Origin of the sequence: Sulfuricella sp. (assembly GCA_041651995.1) — a bacterium.
Taxonomy (GTDB): domain Bacteria; phylum Pseudomonadota; class Gammaproteobacteria; order Burkholderiales; family Sulfuricellaceae; genus Sulfurimicrobium.
The window spans coordinates 62,603-78,009 of the sequence record JBAZID010000004.1; the positions used below are offsets into that span (position 1 = coordinate 62,603).

General features: G+C 56.6%; 22 protein-coding genes. 14 read left to right on the top strand and 8 right to left on the bottom strand.

Annotation, left to right across the window (positions count from 1 at the left end; all coding sequences use genetic code 11):
* The first annotated feature begins 57 nt into the window (after positions 1–57).
* Positions 58–432, top strand: coding sequence for an adenosylmethionine decarboxylase (gene speD / locus WC392_07805; GenBank protein ID MFA5242264.1), 375 nt, complete (start codon positions 58–60; stop codon positions 430–432).
* 36 nt (positions 433–468) lie between these two features.
* On the opposite strand, the gene WC392_07810 is transcribed toward speD, so the two are convergent.
* Positions 469–843: a hypothetical protein gene (locus tag WC392_07810; protein ID MFA5242265.1), complete on the bottom strand. Its 375-nt coding sequence runs from the start codon at positions 841–843 to the stop codon at positions 469–471.
* A gap of 24 nt (positions 844–867) precedes the next feature.
* Between WC392_07810 and WC392_07815 the strand changes: the two genes are divergently transcribed.
* The 3 genes from WC392_07815 (at position 868) to WC392_07825 (ending at position 2,241) form a co-directional block, all read left to right on the top strand.
* Positions 868–1,113 carry a DUF4160 domain-containing protein gene (locus tag WC392_07815; GenBank protein ID MFA5242266.1) on the top strand — a complete coding sequence of 82 codons (246 nt, stop codon included), beginning with the start codon at positions 868–870 and terminating at the stop codon, positions 1,111–1,113.
* On the top strand, positions 1,097–1,345 hold the full coding sequence (locus WC392_07820; GenBank protein ID MFA5242267.1) for a DUF2442 domain-containing protein: 249 nt from the start codon (positions 1,097–1,099) through the stop codon (positions 1,343–1,345). The genes WC392_07815 and WC392_07820 overlap by 17 nt, the downstream gene beginning before the upstream one ends.
* Before the next feature lie 224 nt (positions 1,346–1,569).
* Positions 1,570–2,241 (top strand): hypothetical protein, encoded by a 672-nt coding sequence (locus WC392_07825; GenBank protein ID MFA5242268.1) that lies wholly within the window; start codon positions 1,570–1,572, stop codon positions 2,239–2,241.
* A 238-nt stretch (positions 2,242–2,479) separates the two neighbouring features.
* Here WC392_07825 and WC392_07830 read toward each other — a convergent pair whose 3' ends face one another.
* The 3 genes from WC392_07830 to djlA form a co-directional block, all read right to left on the bottom strand.
* Positions 2,480–3,784, bottom strand: coding sequence for a Y-family DNA polymerase (locus WC392_07830; GenBank protein MFA5242269.1), 1,305 nt, complete (start codon positions 3,782–3,784; stop codon positions 2,480–2,482).
* A complete protein-coding gene (gene umuD, locus WC392_07835; protein MFA5242270.1) occupies positions 3,781–4,353 on the bottom strand; it encodes a translesion error-prone DNA polymerase V autoproteolytic subunit in 573 nt (190 codons plus the stop codon). The genes WC392_07830 and umuD overlap by 4 nt, the downstream gene beginning before the upstream one ends.
* Positions 4,354–4,491: 138 nt before the next feature.
* Complete coding sequence (gene djlA / locus WC392_07840) at positions 4,492–5,265, bottom strand: co-chaperone DjlA (GenBank protein ID MFA5242271.1); 774 nt, start codon at positions 5,263–5,265, stop codon at positions 4,492–4,494.
* Between the two features lie 85 nt (positions 5,266–5,350).
* On the opposite strand from djlA, the gene WC392_07845 reads away from it, so the two are divergent.
* From WC392_07845 to WC392_07890, 10 genes are all read left to right on the top strand, one after another.
* On the top strand, positions 5,351–5,563 hold the full coding sequence (locus tag WC392_07845) for a DUF3820 family protein (GenBank protein ID MFA5242272.1): 213 nt from the start codon (positions 5,351–5,353) through the stop codon (positions 5,561–5,563).
* A 37-nt stretch (positions 5,564–5,600) separates the two neighbouring features.
* On the top strand, positions 5,601–5,870 hold the full coding sequence (locus tag WC392_07850; GenBank protein MFA5242273.1) for a hypothetical protein: 270 nt from the start codon (positions 5,601–5,603) through the stop codon (positions 5,868–5,870).
* A 112-nt stretch (positions 5,871–5,982) separates the two neighbouring features.
* A complete protein-coding gene (locus tag WC392_07855; protein ID MFA5242274.1) occupies positions 5,983–6,909 on the top strand; it encodes an MYG1 family protein in 927 nt (308 codons plus the stop codon).
* Between the two features lie 12 nt (positions 6,910–6,921).
* Positions 6,922–7,455 carry a YgjP-like metallopeptidase domain-containing protein gene (locus WC392_07860; protein MFA5242275.1) on the top strand — a complete coding sequence of 178 codons (534 nt, stop codon included), beginning with the start codon at positions 6,922–6,924 and terminating at the stop codon, positions 7,453–7,455.
* A 124-nt stretch (positions 7,456–7,579) separates the two neighbouring features.
* Entirely contained in the window at positions 7,580–7,870 is a 291-nt protein-coding gene (locus WC392_07865) for a hypothetical protein (protein MFA5242276.1), read from the top strand.
* On the top strand, positions 7,863–8,039 hold the full coding sequence (locus WC392_07870; GenBank protein ID MFA5242277.1) for a hypothetical protein: 177 nt from the start codon (positions 7,863–7,865) through the stop codon (positions 8,037–8,039). The genes WC392_07865 and WC392_07870 overlap by 8 nt, the downstream gene beginning before the upstream one ends.
* On the top strand, positions 8,040–8,417 hold the full coding sequence (locus WC392_07875) for a VC1465 family Xer recombination activation factor (protein MFA5242278.1): 378 nt from the start codon (positions 8,040–8,042) through the stop codon (positions 8,415–8,417). It abuts the gene before it with no gap.
* A 247-nt stretch (positions 8,418–8,664) separates the two neighbouring features.
* Positions 8,665–8,940 (top strand): hypothetical protein, encoded by a 276-nt coding sequence (locus WC392_07880; GenBank protein ID MFA5242279.1) that lies wholly within the window; start codon positions 8,665–8,667, stop codon positions 8,938–8,940.
* Positions 8,941–9,310: 370 nt separating this feature from the next.
* A complete protein-coding gene (map, locus tag WC392_07885; protein MFA5242280.1) occupies positions 9,311–10,111 on the top strand; it encodes a type I methionyl aminopeptidase in 801 nt (266 codons plus the stop codon).
* A gap of 4 nt (positions 10,112–10,115) precedes the next feature.
* Complete coding sequence (locus WC392_07890) at positions 10,116–12,689, top strand: [protein-PII] uridylyltransferase (GenBank protein ID MFA5242281.1); 2,574 nt, start codon at positions 10,116–10,118, stop codon at positions 12,687–12,689.
* 50 nt (positions 12,690–12,739) lie between these two features.
* Here the strand turns inward: WC392_07890 and WC392_07895 are convergent, their stop codons facing one another.
* The 4 genes from WC392_07895 to galU are packed head-to-tail and all read right to left on the bottom strand — an operon-like array spanning position 12,740 to position 15,400.
* Complete coding sequence (locus WC392_07895) at positions 12,740–13,045, bottom strand: EscU/YscU/HrcU family type III secretion system export apparatus switch protein (GenBank protein ID MFA5242282.1); 306 nt, start codon at positions 13,043–13,045, stop codon at positions 12,740–12,742.
* A 3-nt stretch (positions 13,046–13,048) separates the two neighbouring features.
* Positions 13,049–14,101: a flagellar hook-length control protein FliK gene (locus tag WC392_07900; protein MFA5242283.1), complete on the bottom strand. Its 1,053-nt coding sequence runs from the start codon at positions 14,099–14,101 to the stop codon at positions 13,049–13,051.
* Positions 14,098–14,493, bottom strand: coding sequence for a DUF2802 domain-containing protein (locus WC392_07905; protein ID MFA5242284.1), 396 nt, complete (start codon positions 14,491–14,493; stop codon positions 14,098–14,100). Before WC392_07905 ends, WC392_07900 begins: the two co-directional genes overlap by 4 nt.
* A 31-nt stretch (positions 14,494–14,524) precedes the next feature.
* Positions 14,525–15,400 carry a UTP--glucose-1-phosphate uridylyltransferase GalU gene (gene galU, locus WC392_07910; protein ID MFA5242285.1) on the bottom strand — a complete coding sequence of 292 codons (876 nt, stop codon included), beginning with the start codon at positions 15,398–15,400 and terminating at the stop codon, positions 14,525–14,527.
* Between the last annotated feature and the right edge of the window lie 7 nt (positions 15,401–15,407).

Below are 15,407 nucleotides of genomic sequence, written 5' to 3' on the forward strand. Positions count from 1 at the left end.
CTCAGATTGAGATTTTTGCCCATTCTACCCATAAAGGACGGCTATAATCCAACCATCATGAAACCAATCGATAGCATCGACGGCCTGCACTTGATGGGCAATCTTTACGGCTGCGGAGGGGAAGGCCAACTGCTGCGGGAAATTAATGCCCTGCGCAGTTTCTGCCTTGAACAGGTCGGCAACTGTGACCTGACTGCGGTAGGTGAGTGCTTTCACCAGTTCGGCGCTTCAGGTGGCGTTACCGGGGTGGTGATTCTGGCCGAATCCCACATTTCCGTTCACACCTGGCCAGAAAAGCGTTTCGTGACGCTGGACGTATTCGTCTGCAATATGCAATGCGACAACCGGGCCAAGGCACATCAGCTTTTCGATGCGCTGGTGGCGGCCTTTGAGCCGGAGGAGAAGCGCTATTACGCGGTAGAAAGATTCTGACTCTTTACAGCTGTAAAAAAGTGACTTTCCGCAAATTCAGGGCTGATCGATGCCGCCAGGCTTCTCATCGGGATGACGCCTCAGCCTGCGCCGATCCAGCCACCAGGCCAGCAGCGGTAACAACAACAATCCTCCCGGCAGCAGAATGGCGGCCACATAGGGGCTCAGGTGGATCAGGCTGCGTATCTGTTTCCTGATAAGGCTGCGATCCTGGCTGGTCCAGTGAAAGCCGTTACGCTGTTTCATGAGCAGCGGCATGAAGCCGCGTATTTCAGTGAAATCCGCCAGCAGTTCCGAGCGCTGCCGATTCTGCAGCGTGACAAGCTGCGAATAGCCGCGCTGAATAGGATAGATAGCAATGGCGGGTACGTCACCGAGCCGGCGAATCAATTTTGCTGTCTGTTTGGGCACGGTTTATGGATACGCTTGAAGATTATGATTCAAGCATACCGCCCGCATGGATATTCGCGCAAGGATCGCTTCAGCAGCACACCAGGGCCAGCTCGCCCCAGTCCGTGGTGTAGCAGGGCGGCTTGCTGTGAAGCCAAATTCTGGCTGAAGCCCGCGCCCAGAGTGGCGGAGAGTGATGGTTTTGACTCGCGCATCCTGCGCGAACTGCTTCAGGTGGTGGAACAAAATGCCGAACTGATTGAAAGGAGTTGGAATGAGCACTTCCGCTAAATCCGTGCGCTTTGACGACAACAGCATCTGGGTCGATCTGTCCGATGGACGCATCATCGCTGCGCCCCTCGCATGGTTCCCACGACTGCTGCACGCCACACCCGAGCAGCGTGGGCGGGTGGAGATCAGCTTGAAGGGCTTGCACTGGGACGAACTCGACGAAGACATTTCCGTCGCCGACTTGCTGGTGGGAATAGGGGATCTTTCTCAGCAGACGCCGATGGCGGTTTGATGCTCTCAGTCCACCGCCGGGCAGCACAGCCAAGCCGGGGGCGGTCGGCGAGGGCTGCGAGAACTGCTCAATGCTACGAATCTAGACCCGACCCTGTGCCTCCGCTGCGTCCGACGTTTGACAGCGTGCGTCCTGCGCAGCGCAGTAAATAACAAGTAGGTAGTCAAATAGTCAGGAGTAAGCAAACCATCTTCGATAGAAAATTGTTTATCTTGGTGAGCGACATGAAATTTATTTTCACAAGCATCCTTTTATTACTCCTCACCGGCTGCGCTTCCTTAACAGGTAAGAACGTATATCCATCTTCGTGGTCTGAGTTGGAGCTAAAACCAACAGCTGATGGTTGCCCCCGACTTTCTGGTACTTATAACAACTTTGGGAATGGTTTTTTTCCTCGTGAGCTCGGAAAGCCGCCAAGCCTGACGGAGATATTTAGACGAATGTCTCTGGCTGAAGGCAGCTTTAGCCCAAAGGCAACGGGACGTACATGGGATATACCGACTGAAGCAAGAGCTGTCTCTATTGATCAAACGCCAGAGACTTTAAAAGTGACTTTCTTTGGTAATGAAGGCCCATTGAGCAGCTTGAATTTCCGACGATACCACTACAGCCTTTCTGAAACCCGCTTTGATGACTTATTTACTTGTTATGTCAGCGAAAATGGAATACGCCTTCGTTTCTTTCCAGAGACGGATCGTAATGTATTACTCGTACCAAACCTGTATTTGGGTGGAGGCGCCACGCTCACCTTCCTCCTTCGAGCTACTGACGGCTCGCTGGTAGTGCAGTTACGTAGTGACTCATTGGGATTTTCCGCTGTTGTCGTTGGAACGTATCTCAGCTTCGATAGCATATGGTTTCGCTACCCCAAAGCAGAGATGAGTGAAAAGGATTAGTTCAACTGGCCATCCACACAGCATGCGTAGTTCAACGTTATTAAATGTCCGAAAAGGGTCGATCTCCGAACTTGACCTTAGCGGTTGCAATGTCTGTTTGTATGCAAGCAATAGCCATTAGCCCTGCTTGATTACTAAATGGATTTTCCAGTTCCCAGATTTGTTTGAATTGGCGAGCCAGGCTGGCCCCGAACATCGGCGGTATAAATAACAGTTTCTGGCAGTTTCGCCCCCCCGTTCACCCCCTAACCTCCGCCAACTCCCCCCAGTCCGTAGTGTAACAAGGCGACCGATTCCCCTGCTTCATTCCCCATCCCTTCATAATCCCCGAACTCGCCAGAAACAGCGTGTCCTTCCCCATCTTGCGGTTGATGCCATCCAGCACCTGCATCAGCCGTGCAGAGCGCTTCTCCGCCCCCTCGTCGCTGAACAGCGTGTGCTGCCGGCTGCCTGCCGGGCTGAGTTCCATCAGCATCACTCCCGCCTTGGCATAGCGGTAGCCGGGACGATAGATCTGCTTCAGTCCCCATTGCGCGGCACGAATCAGCTTCAGCGTGTCGTCGCTGGCTTCCGGCAGCGGAATGGTGATGCCCTGGCTGTACTGCGGGTCTTTTTCCCTGAACGGGCTGGTGCTGATGAAGACATGGATGGCCCCGGCGACGGAGGACTGGCGCCGCAGCTTTTCCGCTGCCCGTGTCGCATAACTGCTCACGGCTTCCCTTAATTCCGCCAGGTGCAGCACGGGCTGGCCGAAGGAGCGGCTGCACACGATCTGCTGTTTGTTGGGGGCGATTTCTTCCAGCCCCAGGCAGGAAATACCCCTGAGCTCCAGCACGGTACGCTCCAGCACCACCGAGAAGCGGCGCCGGATCAGTGCGGTGTCGGCCTGCTTCAGCGCCAGCACGGTGTGGATGTTCATGGCGGCCAGCTGTTCGCGCAGCCGTCTGCCCACGCCCCAGACCTCGCCCGCCTCAATATCAGCCAGCAGTTCATTCAGCCCGGATTCCTGGAGACTTCCCAGGTCGCATACGCCGTTCCATTCCGGCCGCTTCTTGGCGACATGGTTGGCGAGCTTGGCGAGGGTCTTGGAGGGTGCGATGCCGACACAGACGGGAATACCAATCCATTGCCTCACCCGCTGCCGGATTTCCTGCCCGTAGGTGGTCAGATCCCGGCTGAATCCGTCCAGCCCGAGAAAACATTCATCGATGGAATAGACTTCCTGGTGGGGCGAGAACTGCCTCAATAGCGACATCATGCGGTTGCTCATGTCGGCATACAGCGTGTAATTGGACGACAGGGCGATGATGCCGTGCTTCCTGGCAAGATCCTGCATCTGGAACCAGGGGGTGGCCATCTGGATCCCCAGCGCCTTCACTTCGGCGGAGCGCGCCACCGCGCAGCCGTCGTTGTTGGATAGCACCACCACGGGCTTGCCTTCCAGGGCGGGGTTAAATACCCGCTCGCAGGAAACGTAGAAGTTATTGCCATCGACCAGGGCGAAGCTGGCGTGCTGTTTGGCGTGAAACGGGATATTAGTCATACCTGCTTGATGATTCTGGTGACCACGCCCCAGATCAGCATCTCCTGGCCATCCCTGAATTCGATGTCCGGGTATTTCGGATTCTCGGCGATGAGCTTGACCAGGCCATCGCGCTGGAAAAAGCGCTTGACGGTGAGTTCGCCATCCACGGCGGCAATGACGATGCGGCCGTGTTCCGGCTTGATGGCGCGATCCACGATCAGCTCGTCACCATCGTCGATGCCTGCGTCCACCATGGATTGCCCCTTTACCCTGAGGAAGAAGGTCGCCTCCCGATGCTGGATGAGCTCTTCATTGAGATCGATGCGCTTCTCGACGTAATCGTCGGCAGGGGAGGGGAACCCGGCCCGGACGGAATGCCCCATGAGGGGAAATTTCTGCCTGGGCGGGTGTTCAGCGAACGCGAAGATTTCCATCCCGGACGGGATGCGGAACCCGGCCTGCCGCTGTTGCACGAAATCGAGCACCGCCGCCTTCTGGCTGATCGGCACCCGGATGGTGGTGGTGGGGTCTGGAGAGGGTTTGCGGCCTGCGCCGGCGCGCGCGCCGCCGCGTGTGGATTGATTCATGGCTCTATATTGAATAATGTAACGGTATTCAATATAGGGGGTGGCAGAGGGGTTTGTAAAGCAAATAATCATAAGTGCGCGTGGTCATTGCGAGCGCAATGACCACGCGCACTTGTTCAGGCCTTCCTTAAGCGCAAGCTATTGCTGCCGGCTCTTGCTAATCAAATCGTAAGCAAGCTGCACTTCCTTGGCCTGCTCGGTAGCCACCGCAATCATGTCTTCCGGCACCCCCTGACCCATCAGCTTGTCGGGGTGGTATTGGCTCATCAGTTTGCGATAAGCCCGTTTGACCTCCTGGTCGCTGCTTTCCTTGCTCACGCCCAGAGCTTTATAGGCATCGTCCAGCGAAGTGGCGGAAGCGGCCTGACCGCCGGCAAAGTGCGACTGGTTTAAAACCATGTCCAGCATGTGCTTGAATGCAGCCTGGTCATAACCCAGATGGCGCGCAATATCTATCAGCAAGCGCTCTTCAGCTGAATCAATACGCCCGTCAGACAAGGCCATAACAATGAGATAAACCAGCAACACCTGTTTCAGGCTGTGGGTATGGCCACAAACGGACATGAATCGCTTCAAATTCGGCTCAACATCAAAATCCGGGGTAGAGCCTTGCTTGAAAAGCGCAATGGCTTGCTGCCTGTGCTCGGCAGACATTCCCAGTTTTTGGATAAAATCTTCGACATGCGCAATTTCATCTTTGGAGATATGACCATCTGCCTTGGCAAGTTTTCCCATTAAAATGAAAACCGTTTCGATAAAAACGGTTTGGCGCTGACCGCTGCTGAGCGGGTTAACCGCGCCCATGCCATACGCGCGATAACGGGCGACAATACTTCCCAGGAAATAACCAGCAAATGCTCCGAAAATCCCGAAAAAGTAATACCCTATCAAAGCGCCAATGAGTTTAAACAAGGTAACTCCTGAGGTTGCGTGTGAAAATACCGATTATAAACGCACAGTTCAATTGCGTTAAACCGCGTCTGGACTATAGCTGACGATGAACCCCGAAGATTTGCAGCGCCTGCTCACCACCGCCATGCCCTATGGCAAATACAAAGGCCACCTGATAGCCGACCTGCCCGGACGGTATCTCAACTGGTTTGCTCGTGAAGGCTTCCCATCCGGCGAAATCGGCCGTCTGTTGGCGCTGATGCAGGAACTGGACCACAACGGCCTGTCTTCGCTGCTTGACCCCCTGCGAAAAGGATAAATTGCTCATAACATGAGTGATAGGGGATAATGGCGCCATGAATGAACAACAACCTGTTTCTCCACGCCGTCGCCAGCAAGAACTTCTGGCCATTCCGGAACGGCAGCGAACCGACGCCGAGTGGGATGAGCTTAACGAACTGGAGATCACTCTGGCTTCCGTGAACCGCGTGGAAGCTCGTGAACCCAATGTTCGCCGATCTCCCCCCCCCGCAACCAACGACCAGCCCAAATCCGGCGACAGAACGCAAGGCAAGAGGCCGGCCAGGAAGTTCCATAAGCGGCCACCCAAGGCCAATACACCTTAAATAAGGTGTAAAAAGGGGAGGGCTCGGCTTCCCCATTCCCAGAAAAACCGGACCAGCGCTCAGCACATGATAAAGCTGACCGTTGCTCGTAACCATGGAATGCCCCCAAGCAATGAGCAAGGTTTCAAATCTTTATACTATTCTCCGGAATCCCGGAACTGTTGCAGCCACTCATTCTGGCTCGTTTCATGCGGACGAGGTATTGGCTGCAGCGAGTTTGCGGCTTGCAAACCCTTCGCTAACCATTCTGCGTACACGCGACCAGGCACAGCTGGACGCAGCAGATGTCATATTCGATGTGGGCCGTGTTTTTGACCCTGGTACTGGCCGGTTCGACCATCATCAACTGGATTTCAGGGAAGCGCGGGCAAATGGCATTCCTTTCAGCTCATTTGGCCTGATTTGGCGTGAGCTGGGAACAGAACTTTGCGGATCGGCTGCCGCTGCGGCCAGGGTCGATCGCTTGCTGGTGCAAGGCGTGGATGCGATAGATTGCGGGGTTACCTTGAGCAGGGAAACACCACTTGCAACCGTGATGTCCATTCCCTCGATTATTGGCGGCTTCAATCCCGGCTGGCAGGATGACGCCTCTCCGGAAGCCAGGAACGAAGCATTCGAACGGGCTGTCAGTTGGGCAAGCAGCGTCCTGAAAAACGCTATCCGCGAAGCCAGTGGGCTGGAAGCGGCCCGGGCCGTTGTAAAACAAGGCCTGTTGCTGGAAGAAGGGCGCCTGCTGGTACTGGATAACGGCGTGCCATGGAAGGAAGCCGTATTGGGATCGCCCGAGCACCAGCATCTCCTGTATGTAATTTCTCCGGACACCCAGACGAAATGGCATGTGCACACCGTGCCGGATTACGCGGGGAGCTTCAGTAACCGGAAATCCCTGCCTGCCGCCTGGGCTGGCCTGGATGGCGAAGAACTGGACAAGGTTATCGGCATGACAGGCTGCGTGTTTTGTCACCGGGCACGCTTTGTCGCAGGGCACACAACGAAGGATGGCGCCTTGAAAATGGCGCAGCTGGCGCTGCAGGATTAAGGTATTACCCCGATGCACCCGAAGCACCCGCCAAATTTCCTTGCCGGCTACCCGGTCTCATTGGCAGAGCAAGTGCAGCGGCTGATCGAACAGGATTTGCTGGCGGGCATACTGCTAAAAAAGTATCCGCTTGCGCACGCGGTGCGTACCGACAAGGCACTCTATGACTACGTGCTGGAAATCAAAGGTACCTATCTGCGCAACGCCGGGCAACTGAGCAAGGTGGCGTTCGACAGCAAGCTGCATGTCATCCAGCAAGCGCTGGGCATGCACACCAGAAAATCGCGGGTGCAGGGCGCAAAACTCAAGTCCAGGCGCGAGATCCGCGTAGCGGCAGTGTTCAAGGAAATGCCGCCTGAATTTTTGCGCATGATCGTTGTGCACGAACTTGCGCACATCAAGGAAAGTGAGCACGACAAGGCTTTCTATCAACTGTGCCAGCATATGGAACCCGAATACCACCAGCTGGAGTTTGATCTGCGCGCTTATCTCAGCCTTCTAGAAGCGACTGGCCGGCCACTCTGGTCGTCCGCGACGGCCGAGTAAAGCCGGAAGCGCTTTCAATTTCTCACAGCAGGTTGTGGCTTTTTTGAATATCCGGCCAATCCACGATTTTACATAATATACATTATACGAAGTGGACGATCTGAAACTCGAAGGAGTAACAGACGTGACCCAACCCGAAAAATTCGATTCACTTTGCACTTTTACCCTGACCAATAGCCAGAAATGCGCGGCGGCTGATGCGGTAAACAAAATGCTGTGCTCGTGGGATCGTGACCTCAAGCGATTTGCTCCCGGCACCCCAGAGCATTCCGACATCGAGCGCATGCTCGAATCGCTCCGCGATCTTTACGGCACGCTCCAGTGCTACTACAAGCTCGGCCCTCATGCCTTCACCCTCGAAGCCCAAGCCATCGCCTGCGGCTCTGATCTGCTGGGGGAATCCTGCCATGACTGAACCCATGACGGCGGCGACTTTCGCCCGGCTGCACGGCCTTTCGGAACGGTGCATTCTCAAGCATTGCCTAGCTGGGCGCATTATCGGCGCCCGCAAGCATCCCCTCACCAAGAAATGGTTGATCTTCCCGCCTGCCAAGATCGCACCTTCGCCCAGGAGCTTGCTTTGAATGCCTCCCCACAAAAAGCGGCGCGCACCTGGTCGAAAGCGGCCCAAGTTCTCGCCAGTCGATTCCGAGGCTTTCCGGGTGGCCCGGTTCACTGCCGGCCTGTCTCTGGAAGCGGCTGCGGCCTTCCTGCAAGTCACCACGCGCACGATTCGCAACTGGGAGAGCGGGTCTGTTCGCATCTCTTACCCGGCCTTCCGGTTGCTGCGTGTTCGAGCTGGCATGGCCATGCCCTTCGATGGCTGGGACGGCTGGCATGTTGGCAAGGATGGCACGCTGTGGAGCCCTGCCCGGCAGTCATTCAGGCCCAAGGATCTGGAATGGCTGTCGCTGGTGTTTGCACAAGCGAGGCAGTGGCGCAAAGATCGGGGCTTGACGTGACAGTCACGGCAAAGCATTCCGGCGGCAGCGCAGCGGCCAGCGGGAGGCGTTGCCGCCCTTCCTTCGGGGTTACGGTTACCGCTAACTCTTGTGAGTCCCCCCCTCCCTATAACAATAGGGGGACTCGTTTCACTTTGAAACAAAACGATCTTGCCCTATCGCCTTTACTGGCGCGGCTTTCCGGTCATTTCCGGCCTTTAATAACTATACCGCACATTGCCAATGGGTTTGCGGCTAGGTGGTTGCCATGATTTCAGTCGGTCAGGCGGCTAAAAAACTCGGGGTTTCTGCTCGCCGGGTTCGGGTGCTGCTCACTACGGGGCGGCTTGCTGGCTACAAGGATGCTCGTGAGGTCTGGAAGGTTAACCCCTTCCTGATAATTTCACCGGGCAAGCGCGGCCCAAGGATGAAATGCAAACAGCCGCCGAAGGCGTCCGGTATGGCGCAGCGAAGCGAAGCCATAGAGACCGCCGGAGAGCGGTTCGGGGTATGCGGCAAGGGTGATGCGCGTGAAGCGGTTTAAGCGCCCTCTCCGTCCCTTTGCAGACGGGTTTCCCGGTGGTGGTTGTTTCGGTTCTGCCGGTTTCGAAGAATTATGCTAAAAAGGAGGGGTTTCTATTCCGTGAAACATTCATTTATGATGTGATTTAGTGAAAACATTTCACAACGCATGATTTCCGCAAGAATGTAGTAAAACAGCGCGTTTACCAGATAAACACCAGAATCGTCCGCTTATACATTATACGAAGTCGAATTAGGGTGCACCGGATACAATAATTGTTTCATTCCGGACGAAATTAACGCTTGCCGCTCAACTTTCCCGCCCTGCTTTCATTGATCTAAAGGCTGCGATCCTCTATTCTTTGCCCATTTCAAATTAAACAACATAACTTATGAGCATTAGCATCAAGACAGCGGATGAAATCGAAAAAATGCGTGTAGCCGGACGGCTCGCTGGCGAGCAGCTCGATTACATCGGGCAGTTTGTCAAAGCCGGCATCACGACTGCGGAGCTGGACAGGATTTGCCACGACTACACCATTGACGTTCAGCACGCCATTCCTGCGCCGTTGAATTATGCGCCTTCGGGCCATAATCCTTATCCGAAGTCCATTTGCACTTCGGTCAATCATCAGGTTTGCCATGGCGTGCCCGGCGACAAGGCATTAAAAAACGGCGACATCATCAACATCGATGTCACCGTGATCAAGGATGGCTTTCATGGCGACAGCAGCCGCATGTTCTATGTCGGGGAACCTTCCATCCAGGCCAGACGCCTGTGCGAGATTACCTATGAATGCCTGTGGCTGGGCATCAAGGTCGTCAAGCCGGGCGCGCGCCTGGGCGATATTGGTCATGTGATCCAGCGCCATGCCGAGAACAATGGTTTCAGCGTGGTACGTGAGTTTTGCGGCCACGGCATCGGACGTAATTTTCACGAAGAACCGCAAGTGCTTCACTACGGCAAAGCCGGAACCGGCCCCAAGCTTGAACCCGGCATGATTTTTACCATAGAGCCGATGATCAACGCAGGGCGGCGCGATATTCGCCAGCTCGGTGACGGCTGGTCCATCGTTACCAAGGATCACAGTCTCTCCGCCCAGTGGGAGCATACGATTCTGGTGACTGACGGCGGTTTCGAGGTGCTGACGGTCTCCCCCGGCATGCCGCCCATCCCCGCTTCCGTTTCCTGACCTCATGCCCGTAGCCGCCATTCCGGGGCAGGATGTTGCCCACTGGCGCGCCCTTATTCAGGCCGGGCGTGTCACTCTTGCCGATCAATTCATTGACCGCCCTCATGCCATGACTTCCTTGCAACAGCATGCGCAGTTGGTGGATGGCGTGCTGCAGGAAATCTGGCGGGCCGGCGATATGCCTGAATCGGCCGCACTGGTCGCGGTGGGCGGGTATGGCCGCGGCCTGCTTTTCCCTCATTCCGATGTTGATTTACTGCTTCTGCTGGCATCCGAACCCGACACTGAAACTGCCTCCAGGCTCGAGCAAATGATAGGCTTGTTCTGGGACATCGGCCTGGACGTTGGCCACAGCGTTCGGACCGTAAGCGAGTGTCAGGAAGAATCCGCCAAGGATGTCACCGTCCAGACCAATTTGCTGGAAGCACGCCTGCTTGCCGGCAACACTGCCGTTTTTGAGCGTTTGCTGCATTCATTGCATGCCACGCTGGACCGTTCTGCTTTTCTCCAGGCCAAAATTCTGGAACAGCAGCAGCGTCATGCGCGTTTTCATGACACAGCCTACAATCTCGAGCCCAACCTGAAAGAAAGCCCCGGCGGCCTGCGCGATTTGCAGACGGTGCTGTGGATCAGCCAGGCACTGAAACTGGGTGGCACATGGAAGGAGCTGGTGGCCGAATCCCTGATCACTGCCCAGGAAGCACGCCAGATCCAGCGTAACGAGCAGTACCTGCAAGGCTTGCGAATTCGCCTGCACTATCTGGCCAAACGTCGCGAAGATCGCTTGCTGTTCGATTATCAGACGTCCCTGGCCGGGCAGCTAGGCTTCAAAAACCAGAAAAACCGCTCCGCCAGCGAACTGCTGATGCAGCGCTATTACCGTACCGCCAAGGCGGTCAGCCTGATGAACGAGATTTTGCTACAGAATCTCGGCGCCCGTCTGCACTCCGCACCAGAAGCCCCTCCCCTCCTCCTCAGCGATCGCTTCCGGGCGCGTAACCAGTTACTGGAAGCCTGTGAAGAAGCTATTTTTCAGCGCGAGCCAGGCGCCATTCTCGAGTGCTTTCATTTATTGGAGAGACATCCAGAACTAAAAGGTATATGCGCCCCGACGCTGCGTGCCCTGTGGCGCGCCGTGCCTCGGATCGATGCTGCGTTCCGGCGCGACCCGGTCAACCGAGCGCGTTTCATGGCCATTATCCGCGAGCCCGCCGGGCTGACACATATCCTCCGCAGAATGAACCAGTATGGCGTGCTGGCCCGCTACATTCCGGCGTTTGGACGCATTGTCGGCCAGATGCAGCATGACCTGTTTCATACCTACACGGTGGATGAACATACCCTGATGGTGCTGCGGAACCTGCGCCGCTTTACCGTCCCGGAGTTCGCTCACGAATTTCCCTTGTGCAGCCGCCTGATCCGCACTTTCGAGCGGCCAGAGGTACTGTATCTGGCCGCCCTGTTTCACGATATTGCCAAGGGCCGGGGCGGCGATCACTCCCAGCTTGGCAGGGCGGATGCACGGCGCTTCTGCCGTGAGCATGGACTGAATCAGGAAGATACGGAACAGGTTTGCTGGCTGGTTGAAAGCCATCTCACCATGTCTTCCGTGGCGCAGAAGCAGGACATCAGCGACCCTGAAGTGATTGCCGCATTCGGCAGCAAAATGAGCGATGAGCGTCATCTTACCGCGCTCTATCTGCTCACGGTGGCAGACATCCGAGGCACCAGCCCCAAGGTGTGGAATGCATGGAAAAGCCGCCTGCTGGAAAGTCTTTATCACGCCACCTGCCGTTTCCTGTGCGGCGCGACAAGCACCGGGGAGCAACTGGATGAAAGGCAACGTGAAGCACTGGGCATTCTGCGCCAGCACGCCGTGCCGGAATCCGCAGCCCATAAGCTCTGGGGGAAACTGGACGAGGGCTATTTCATGCGCCATGAAGCGCAGGAAATAGCCTGGCATACGCGAGTGCTCGGGCGGCTTGAAATCGATGGCACACCCTTTGTCCGGGCGCGCCTGGCACCCAGCGGAGAAGGCTTGCAGGTGATGATCTATACGCCGGACCGGGAAGATCTTTTTGCCCGTATTTGCGGTTTTTTCGAGCGAGTGGGTTTCAACATCGTCGAAGCCAAGATTCACACCACGCAGAACGGCGATGCGCTGGATAGCTTTGTCGTGCTGGACGAGGAAAAGCGAGCGACGCATTACCGCGATCTGCTGAACTACATCGAATATGAGCTGGCCCAGGAGTTACGCCAGGCCAGACCGCTGGAAGCACCTTCGCGCGGCAGGGTCAGCCGGCATCTGAAGCACTTTCCCATCACCCCGCAGATCAGCATCAAGCCGGATGAAAAAGGGCTCCATCAGGTGCTGTCTCTCATAGCCGGCGACCGTCCCGGCCTGCTCTACGGCATTGCCCGGGTATTCCTCGCCCACGGCGTTCATCTCCATACCGCCAAGATCAATACGCTGGGTGAACGTGCCGAGGACACTTTTCTCATCTCTGGCGCGCTGCTGGATAAAACCATGGTGATGTTGCAGTTCGAAACCGAGCTGCTGAAACAGCTTCAGTCTTAACCTTCCCCCTGTGCGAGCATCCGCTACGCGGATTGCCTGCTTGACCCGCTTCAGGGGAGGCGCGTTCCCTGGCTTGATAAGGGTTCGGGGCTTTCGCCGTGCTCCAGCCGGTACAGCCACGCCAGCAGCTCGGCTACCGCCAGATATAGTTCCGGGGGAATGTGCTGGTCCAGATCAACCTGCATCAGCAGGGAAACCAGGGCCGGAGATTCATGAACGTACACACCAGCCTCTTTGGCGCGCTCGATGATGGCATCCGCCAGCAAGCCTCGCCCCTTGGCCACCACTTTTGGCGCCGACTGGCCGGCGTTGTAAGCCAGAGCGACGGCAGTGCGGCGATCATCCGGCTGCTTCATGGCTCAGGAAGTTCCAACCTTGATTTCAGCCAGGCGCAAGCCGGATGTCTCCATCCCTTGCTGCAAGGCGGCTTTCTGTTCGTTCATCAGTTCCACCGTTGCGGATTCTGCCGCCCCGAGCTGGATGCGTATGCCCTGCGGGTGCAGGATCAATCTGGCGTTGATTTCTCCCAACTGAGGCAGCACCAGACGCAAGCTGGTCTGCCACTCAGGCTGTTCGCCCCCCCTCCCCTCCTGCTCGCGGGCTGAACGCTCCTCGATCTGCCAGTCCATCGGCTGCCCCGGCCAGACTTGACCCTGCCACAGCACCTGGCGGGTATCCAGTGCTTCCAGTTGCTGGCGCAGGATGGGCACAGTTTCGGGGTGAACGGGCTGAGTGGCGGCAAGCGCTTTTCCTCCCATCAGGTCAATCGGGTTCTGGGGGAGAGAAGAAGTTTGTTCTGTCTGCGCCGGATTGACCGCTGCCGGAGATAAACGTCCTTGCGGCTCATGCAGCAAATCGGTCAGAGGACGTTGACCAGCAACCCATTGCGCCTGATGAGATTCATAAAACAGCCCGCTTTGTGTCAGCGCACCGCGAAGGCTTTGGGCAAAATCCAGTGTTTTTCCCGGTGCGCCGGAAAGCAGCGGAGCCGTCTGTGCAATGCTGGCTGCCCTTGCTTGCGCCGGCTCTGATTGCGCGGCTTTTTCCAGCAGCCCGCCAAGAAAGCGCGCTGTGTCACTCAGGGAAACCTGTGGCTTACCGTTCGGGCTAGTGGTAGCGGCATTAGCCAGGTCGCTTGCCATAATGAAAGTCAGGCGCGGTTTGGCGGTAACGAAAACCAGTTCCAGCGTGTCGCCGGGCTGGGTGTTCCTGGGCAGATTCATGTCCAGCGTTTTGTCGGCGATCAGCACCTGGAAACGGCCATTGGGCAGATTGGCCACCACGTGGGCGGGTACCTTTTGCCCTGGCGTGAGCTGAGGCAGAGCCAGTTGCTGCTGGGAAACTTCCAGCAGCGGCGGAGCCGAAGTCTTGATCAGCAGTTGCAACTGACTCAGGACATCGCTGTGAATCATGGCGTGCGGGCCTGGTGCATGGCCACGATCAGTTCCGCTTCACCGCGTGAAATACCGCAACCGGCAGCAAGCTCATCCACGCTCATTCCCTGTTGTGCCATCTGAATAGCCTGACTGTAGGGAGAAGATGGGGGTGAAGTTGAATGAGTGTGCTGGGGCTGGGGGATGGGCCGGTCTTCCAGTTGCTGGTGAATGGTCAGAATCTGTTCACGCAACTGCTCGATTTCCGCCTCGAGTGCGGCCATTCTGGGCTGATCCGCCCCGGCATCGGGCTTCCAGCGCCTGAAACCGCGATTCGTGCGCAACAGCAGCAGCATCTCGGCAACATATACCGCAAGCACGACCGCCACGATAATCAGCAATTCACGCCATGTAATGACAAAGGAATCCAAGATTACATCCTTCAGTCAGCCCGGAAAGGCTTTAAATTTTCTGGGTCAGCGAAGACAAATAGTTCGAAAAATCACGGCTCAGTTCCGGATGCTTGAGCGCATGTTCGACGGTCGCCTTGAGGTAGCCCAGTTTACTGCCGCAATCATAGCGCGTGCCATCAAACTGGTAAGCAAGCACTTGTTGTTCATGGAGCAGTGAGGCGATAGCGTCGGTGAGCTGAATTTCCCCCCCGGCACCAGCCGGGATATTCTCCAGGTGATGGAAAATGCGCGGCGTAAGGATATAGCGGCCCACCACGCCCAGCGTGGAAGGCGCCACGTCCGGCGCCGGTTTCTCGACAATGCTGTCAACCCGAAATACCTGCTCCGACAGGAGCTGGGCATCCACGATACCGTATTGGCCGGTTTCTTCCCGCGCCACATTCTGCACCCCCAGCACGGAACACTGGTAATAGTTGAATTTATCCACCATCTGCTTCATCACTGGCGTCCCGGCATCGATCAGGTCATCGGCCAGAATCACGGCAAAGGGGGCGTTACCGATCACCGGCTTGGCGCACAGCACGGCATGCCCCAGGCCCAGCGCCTCCGCCTGGCGGATGTAGATGCAGGAAATGTGGCTGGGTATGACCGAGCGTATCATTTCCAGCATTTTGGTCTTGCCCTTGGCTTCGAGCTCGGCTTCCATTTCGAAGGCCTTGTCGAAATGATCCTCGATCGCCCGCTTGTTGCGGCCGGTAATGAAAACCATATCGGTGATGCCGGCGGCAATGGCTTCTTCCACTGCATACTGGATCAGGGGCTTGTCCACCACGGTCAGCATTTCCTTCGGACTGGCCTTGGTCGCGGGCAGGAAGCGCGTGCCCAGACCGGCAACAGGGAAAACGGCTTTGGTCACTTTTTGCATGAGTTCT

Excerpts from the sequence above, each read along its gene's own strand:
- speD (MFA5242264.1), top strand. The coding sequence starts at position 58 with ATGAAACCAATCGATAGCATCGACGGCCTGCACTTGATGGGCAATCTT.
- WC392_07815 (MFA5242266.1), top strand. The coding sequence starts at position 868 with ATGATTCAAGCATACCGCCCGCATGGATATTCGCGCAAGGATCGCTTC.
- WC392_07820 (MFA5242267.1), top strand. The coding sequence starts at position 1,097 with ATGAGCACTTCCGCTAAATCCGTGCGCTTTGACGACAACAGCATCTGG.
- WC392_07825 (MFA5242268.1), top strand. The coding sequence starts at position 1,570 with ATGAAATTTATTTTCACAAGCATCCTTTTATTACTCCTCACCGGCTGC.
- WC392_07830 (MFA5242269.1), bottom strand. The coding sequence starts at position 3,784 with ATGACTAATATCCCGTTTCACGCCAAACAGCACGCCAGCTTCGCCCTG.
- umuD (MFA5242270.1), bottom strand. The coding sequence starts at position 4,353 with ATGAATCAATCCACACGCGGCGGCGCGCGCGCCGGCGCAGGCCGCAAA.
- WC392_07845 (MFA5242272.1), top strand. The coding sequence starts at position 5,351 with ATGAACCCCGAAGATTTGCAGCGCCTGCTCACCACCGCCATGCCCTAT.
- WC392_07850 (MFA5242273.1), top strand. The coding sequence starts at position 5,601 with ATGAATGAACAACAACCTGTTTCTCCACGCCGTCGCCAGCAAGAACTT.
- WC392_07855 (MFA5242274.1), top strand. The coding sequence starts at position 5,983 with ATGAGCAAGGTTTCAAATCTTTATACTATTCTCCGGAATCCCGGAACT.
- WC392_07860 (MFA5242275.1), top strand. The coding sequence starts at position 6,922 with ATGCACCCGAAGCACCCGCCAAATTTCCTTGCCGGCTACCCGGTCTCA.
- WC392_07870 (MFA5242277.1), top strand. The coding sequence starts at position 7,863 with ATGACTGAACCCATGACGGCGGCGACTTTCGCCCGGCTGCACGGCCTT.
- WC392_07875 (MFA5242278.1), top strand. The coding sequence starts at position 8,040 with ATGCCTCCCCACAAAAAGCGGCGCGCACCTGGTCGAAAGCGGCCCAAG.
- WC392_07880 (MFA5242279.1), top strand. The coding sequence starts at position 8,665 with ATGATTTCAGTCGGTCAGGCGGCTAAAAAACTCGGGGTTTCTGCTCGC.
- map (MFA5242280.1), top strand. The coding sequence starts at position 9,311 with ATGAGCATTAGCATCAAGACAGCGGATGAAATCGAAAAAATGCGTGTA.
- WC392_07890 (MFA5242281.1), top strand. The coding sequence starts at position 10,116 with ATGCCCGTAGCCGCCATTCCGGGGCAGGATGTTGCCCACTGGCGCGCC.
- WC392_07895 (MFA5242282.1), bottom strand. The coding sequence starts at position 13,045 with ATGAAGCAGCCGGATGATCGCCGCACTGCCGTCGCTCTGGCTTACAAC.
- WC392_07900 (MFA5242283.1), bottom strand. The coding sequence starts at position 14,101 with ATGATTCACAGCGATGTCCTGAGTCAGTTGCAACTGCTGATCAAGACT.
- galU (MFA5242285.1), bottom strand. The coding sequence starts at position 15,400 with ATGCAAAAAGTGACCAAAGCCGTTTTCCCTGTTGCCGGTCTGGGCACG.